The 3,792-nt window shown below is 44.2% G+C and carries 5 protein-coding genes; 1 reads left to right on the top strand and 4 read right to left on the bottom strand.

Going from position 1 to position 3,792, the window contains the following annotated elements:
- On the top strand, positions 1 to 695 hold a 695-nt coding region (locus DW657_RS02645), incomplete at its 5' end, for a hypothetical protein (RefSeq protein WP_118311300.1).
- A 73-nt stretch (positions 696 to 768) separates the two neighbouring features.
- On the opposite strand, the gene DW657_RS02640 is transcribed toward DW657_RS02645, so the two are convergent.
- The 4 genes from DW657_RS02640 to DW657_RS18125 form a co-directional block, all read right to left on the bottom strand.
- Positions 769 to 1,389, bottom strand: coding sequence for a radical SAM protein (locus DW657_RS02640; RefSeq protein ID WP_094881917.1), 621 nt, complete (start codon positions 1,387 to 1,389; stop codon positions 769 to 771).
- Position 1,390: 1 nt separating this feature from the next.
- Positions 1,391 to 2,395 (bottom strand): energy transducer TonB, encoded by a 1,005-nt coding sequence (locus DW657_RS02635; RefSeq protein WP_117664330.1) that lies wholly within the window; start codon positions 2,393 to 2,395, stop codon positions 1,391 to 1,393.
- A 108-nt stretch (positions 2,396 to 2,503) separates the two neighbouring features.
- On the bottom strand, positions 2,504 to 3,211 hold the full coding sequence (locus DW657_RS18275; protein ID WP_158577304.1) for an energy transducer TonB: 708 nt from the start codon (positions 3,209 to 3,211) through the stop codon (positions 2,504 to 2,506).
- 320 nt (positions 3,212 to 3,531) lie between these two features.
- Positions 3,532 to 3,792, bottom strand: a 261-nt coding sequence (locus tag DW657_RS18125; protein WP_199658293.1) for a hypothetical protein, incomplete at its 5' end; no start/stop codon positions are given.

Here is a 3,792-nt window from a genome sequence, read left to right as displayed (position 1 = left end):
AAGTCGATGAACTTTCTGCTTCACCAAAGTACGCAGGAGCGGAAACCGTTCCTGCAAGTAATGACACAACCAAGTTGGAGAAATCAATCATTGCTATGTTTGGCAAGGAAGAGGAAGTCAGAGGTAAAATATCCAAATTAAGAGATGCCATTGTTGTTTTTGTTGACCTTATCAAGGCTGAACTCGGCAAAAATGAGCAGCGAAGCAAGCTCTTGGTTGATGCTGTCAAGCAGATGAGACAAGAGAATGATGTTTCCTCGAAGGCATTGCAAGACAAACTTGAAGTGATGAACAATTCACCTCAGAAGAAACTTGTCACCCATCGCTTCGAGCCTACATCAAAGTATGTTCTTCTTTTCATTGGCGGCTTGGCTCTATCTCTCGTTCTCTCCATTTGGGGCAACCTCACCCAATGGCGAGAGCACCAAGATTGGGAGGAGGCAGACTTGAAGTATAGAGCTTTGAAGATGGTTCTGTCTGCTGATGACCCAAACATCTTATATATAGAGAAGCACTTCTCTGTAACCAGAGACGAAAATGTCATAGACTATGTCAAAAATCGTGTTGCAGCTTACGAAGATTCTGTTCTCAAATACAATGAAATGGTACGGATGGCTGCATACAAAGACAGTGTAGCTAATGAACTTCGCAGAGAGTCTAATAGCATAAAACGTACTATTAAAAATTACCAATAATTTTTATCCAATACCCCAATGAGATGGAATTTACATTCAAATCCATTTCATTGGGACATATAATTAAAACTGTTTATTTGTTTCTAATAACATATTCAAATTCATCAAAATTCTCATATCCTAATTCTATTAAGACTTGGCGACTGTGTTTCCTGTCATCTTCGGTGTTGAACTTGGGGATTATGGGGAGACGAAGGATGATCTTGTCTTTATGTTTGGCATGAGTGTTGAGCCAGACAAGGTTGTCGATAACTTGCCGGTTGGGCTTACCTGTGTAGGCTTGATAGATGGCAGGATTCATGTCCTTGATGTCGATGATAAAGGAGTCTATGTATGGGGTGACTTTCTCCAAGTGATGGCGAGGTACGTTTAGACTCGTCTCCATCGTAAAGTGCCATCCCTCTGGGCATAGTTCACAAAACTCCTTTATGAATGAACTCCACAGAAGCGGTTCACCTCCACCAAAACAGATGCCGCCTCCTGTAGCTAAGAAGTAGAGGTTGTCCATCTCCACGTTCGCCATCAGCAGTTCTGTATCCACCTCCTGCCATACGCCGTCAGCATCAAGGCATTGGGGATTGAGACAGTATTTGCAACGAAGCGGACAACCGTGGAATGCCACAAGCGTGGTGACGCCCTCGCCGTCTATCGTGAGGCGGTGGCGGTCGATGCAAATGAGTGGGGCGGTCTTCATGTTATTCTACTTTAAATGTGAAAGGAACGGTGGCATGTGATTTCACCACCTTTCCGTTTTTCTTGGCAGGAGTCCATTTCGGCATGCTTTTCAGCACTCGGATGGCTTCCTCGTCGAGGATAGGGACAAGACTTTTCTCCACCTTGATGTTGCTCAAACTTCCGTCCTTGTTGACGGTGAAACCAAGGATGACTCTGCCTATTGGCGCGCCTTCTCGACATTCTTTTGGATATTGAAGGTTGGTCTTGATGTATTGCGTCAATGCAGTCGAACCGCCTGGGTATGAAGCCTCTTCGAAAGTATCTTCTCTTTTGATGACGGGAGCCGTTCCTCTAATTCTGACTTCGGGAACGATTCCAGCCACGACTTCCCCTAAGGCACTTTCGTTGAATATTAGAGTGATGATATTGAGCTTGTCTCGGCTCATTTCAGATAGTTTGATGCTTCGGTCTATGAAGCCGATGTATTGCACGGTTATCGTGTCGCCTTGCTCCACTTCGAGAGTGAAGTTTCCATTGACATCAGTTATTGCATACTTTCCCGAAAGTTTAGCGATGACGGAGGCTCCAATAAGCGGCTCATTGTCCTCGTCGCTAATGATATGCCCTTGAACGAAGAGCATTCCTTTCTTGCTGAGAGAATCTTTCGCTTGGAGTAGGGCGATGTCGTTGGTGGTGTATTTTTGGAACTGGATAGGGATAACCTTTTCAGACTTAGGCGGTGTCGATTTGTAATATCCCTTCTGCGTGGCGCACGATGTGGCGGATGCGGTGAGGGCGGTGATGCCCAAAGCCACTCCTGCGACCTTGATGGCTTTCCCTGCCATCTGTCGGAGGTGCAGTTCGTGTTCTAAGTCCCTCACGTCTTGCTCGCATTTCGGGCAAGTGCCCTTGCATTCGCCCTTAAAGTGGCATTCTTCGGGTGAATAACTGATTCCGTTGGCATCCGCGATCTGCTTGCGGATGGCCTTGAGCGTGTTGCAAATGTTGCGTCCTCTTGTTGCCATGATTTTTCCTTTTTTATAGTTACTGCACGTGGATGTAGACAGGAAGCGTGTATTTTGATTTCACCGCCTTGCCGTTTTGCTTGGCAGGAATCCACTTTGGCATACTTTTCACCACCCGACGGCTTCTTTGTCAAGGTCAGAATAGACGCTTTTCTTCACTTTGATGTCATTTAGATTTCCATCTTCATTGACAATGAAACTAACGACAATTTTTCCTTGTATGCTGCAATCGCCCTGTATGTTTGGATAGCGAAAATTGTCTGCAATATATTTCATACACGCCGCTATGCCACCAGGAAATGACGCTTCCTCATCAACATTATCAAATATTTTGCTGTTATTGGTTGAGTCTGTGGCGATGGCGGATTGGACAACGGCGGTCTTGGCTCGCTTGTTCTTCTTAGATGGCTTGCTGTCCTCTTTCAGCGGCATGAATTTCTTGACGGTCACGTTTTTGATAGGCTTTGTGCGGTCGATTTCACCGTTGTACATTGTTGGGTCTATTGAGTCTTCATGCAAGGTTGTCGACAATCTTGTAAGTGTATCTTTGTCGTTTCCTTGTGGTTTCCCATCAGAACAAGCCGCCATGGCGACAAGTCCTGCTGCAATACCTGCAACCTTGATAGCCTTTCCTGCGGTCTGTCTACGTCGCAACTCATGCTCCAAATCTCTCACATCTTGCTCACATTTCGGACAAGTTCCCTTGCATTCACCATTGAAATGACATTCTTCGGGTGAATAGTCAATCCCATTTGCATCCGCTATCTGCTTGCGGATAGCTTTGAGAGTGTTACAAATATAACGTCCTCTTGCCATAGTTTATTTTTTTTATGCTTATGTCCTTTTTTGATAACAACAATTTCACCCATGAGTCCTCCACTTTCTGTCAAAGTGATGACATTGAGTTTTTCGAAATTCATTTCAGAGAGTTTGATGATTCTGTCTTGCATACCAATGAACTTTATGGTGATTGTATCTTTTGGCTCCACTTCAATTGTGAAGTTTCCATCAATGTCTGCTGCCGTTTTCTTTCCAGAAAGTTTAGCTGTGATGGAAACTTTAACATAAAGCCCTAAAGCACCCGAAAGCGAATAAGAGAATGAGTTTTGAAGCGACCCTTTTAATATGAAGAAAACTTAAAAAAGCTGAGCAGCTGCCCAAACTAACTCCACCTTTGTTACCTGCGGATAAGCTTCCTTATATTTATCTGTCAAATCCCAGAAGAAATGCGAGCCTTCTTTTCGTTTCAAATAGAAATTCTCCAAAGTTCCGCCTTTACCATCTCCAACCTCGAAATAAAGTATACTGTGATCTTCATTATACGTAGTAGTATAATACCCATCCACCAACACCTTTCCACCAGCAAGGAACTGGATTCGGGATACTGTAAATACATC

It is taken from the genome of Prevotella sp. AM23-5 (genome assembly GCF_003473645.1).
GTDB lineage: Bacteria > Bacteroidota > Bacteroidia > Bacteroidales > Bacteroidaceae > Prevotella > Prevotella copri_A.
The sequence above is the reverse complement of the archived record's forward strand: the minus strand, read 5'-3'. Positions and strand labels throughout refer to the sequence as shown.